This is a genomic window from Bathymodiolus azoricus thioautotrophic gill symbiont, assembly GCF_001298715.1.
Lineage (GTDB): Bacteria > Pseudomonadota > Gammaproteobacteria > PS1 > Pseudothioglobaceae > Thiodubiliella.
Genome location: NZ_CDSC02000236.1, coordinates 1 through 1,740, shown reverse-complemented (window position 1 = coordinate 1,740; position 1,740 = coordinate 1). Strand labels below are relative to the sequence as shown.

Sequence of the window (1,740 nt, the reverse complement as noted above, 5' to 3'; positions counted from 1 at the left end):
ATAATAGCATGTTTCCCCTTCTGTTTTACAGGTATCTAAATACATTGCCCAGACAAGACATTCTGTTCCAGGAGTTGGACTGATTAGTCCTCCACCTCATCATGATATTTACTCTATTGAAGATTTGGCTGAGGTAATCCTAAATTTAATTATTTTGTAATGAGAGATTGACAGCAAACTATTTGTAAGGAATCTTTATACCAATCAATATATGATTTTTCTATATTTTTCCTGCAAGGTGAGAGAAGATATGTGATATGATAATTCATCAAAGCTAGAGTGATGATTACATAAACAACATTTAAATAATGTTGACGAGTCATGTGACCTAATACATTGTATTATCATACCTGTAGAGATCATCAATTATTTCTCTTTGATCTTTATCGCTAATTAAAGATTACAATTGTTAAGACATGTTATCATCAGTGTATAAGTAAGTGTATGAGTCATGCCATATTTATCTTGATCTTGTTGATTGGGGGTTTTTTCACACTGCACTATTCTTGACTGCTAATTTTGGATTCACAATGTTTTCAAATAATCTGGATGTGTTTTTTTGTTGTCATTTTATGAAACCATGCTGCTCATATAACTAAATGCATTATACATAAGACTATTTTTAAACACAACTTCTAAGCATTTCTTACCAATGTGACTTTGGTAGCCCTCTGCATTATACCTGATTGTCGTTTCATTTGGCTGCTAGGGGCAATTATGCTTTCTGATTGGCTTAAATATTTTAAATCTTCATTTCCCTAAACTGTATGTGTGATGGAATTCTTCCTTGTTAGGAATGTTCCTTATATGACGCTCTAAGTATCTGTTGTGGTCGTGATCTTATGGTTGTTGGATTTACAGCTACCTGTGCAGTTAGTGCCTTTCACTACTAAAGTTGAGACTCCAAATACCGCACATGACAAGGTGTTCTCGATACAACATTATGTGATAAAATTTGTCTGTGATATTGCGACAGGTCAGTGGTTTTCCCTGGGTACTCTGGTTTCCTCCACCAATAAAACTGACCACCATAATATACATTTGTAACTGAAATATTGTTGAAAGTGGCATTAAACACCATAACCCTAACCGTATATGGCCCTCTAAAAATGTTTTTTTTTTTTTTAGTCAATCTGAAATTCAATATTGCCACAATAGCAAGACAAAGATTGAATGTAGAACATTGACAAATAATTTTTCTCAGAAACTAGAAATATGCAATAAATCATTGGATGGTCCTATGCAAATTTGATAAAATCCAATGTGGCCGTCACCACAGGAAAATTTAACATAGAACCATAAGGTGAAATAGTTTTAAATTATTCTCATCTGAAACCACAAAACCATTTGACAGCAAACTCAGTTGGAATGCATCTTGGATGGTCCTTAATTAATGGTGTCTGTTTTGGGTCAATCAAAGATGGCTGTCACCACAGGGCATATTTAACATTAAAAAAATATATTCTAAGAATTTCTCCTAATTGAAACCATTGAACCATTTGACAGCAAACTTGGTTGCAATGTGCAAATTTAACATGGGAAAAATATTTTAGAATTACATATATCATAAATCTCAAAACTATTTGACAGCAAACATGGCTGAATAATCATTGAATGGTACTCAACAAAATGTGTGTTTTTTGTCGATCAAAAATTTATGATGGCTGCCACCACAGGGCATATTTTTAACATAGAACCCTATAGGAAAAGGAGTTTTTTTTTCTCAGATACTATAGATTT

1 pseudogene is annotated in these 1,740 nt (G+C 33.0%); it reads left to right on the top strand.

Annotation, left to right across the window (positions count from 1 at the left end):
- Positions 1–28: 28 nt before the first annotated feature.
- Positions 29–148 (top strand): annotated as a pseudogene (locus tag BAZSYMA_RS10660) (glutamate synthase-related protein); the annotation flags it as partial.
- Between the last annotated feature and the right edge of the window lie 1,592 nt (positions 149–1,740).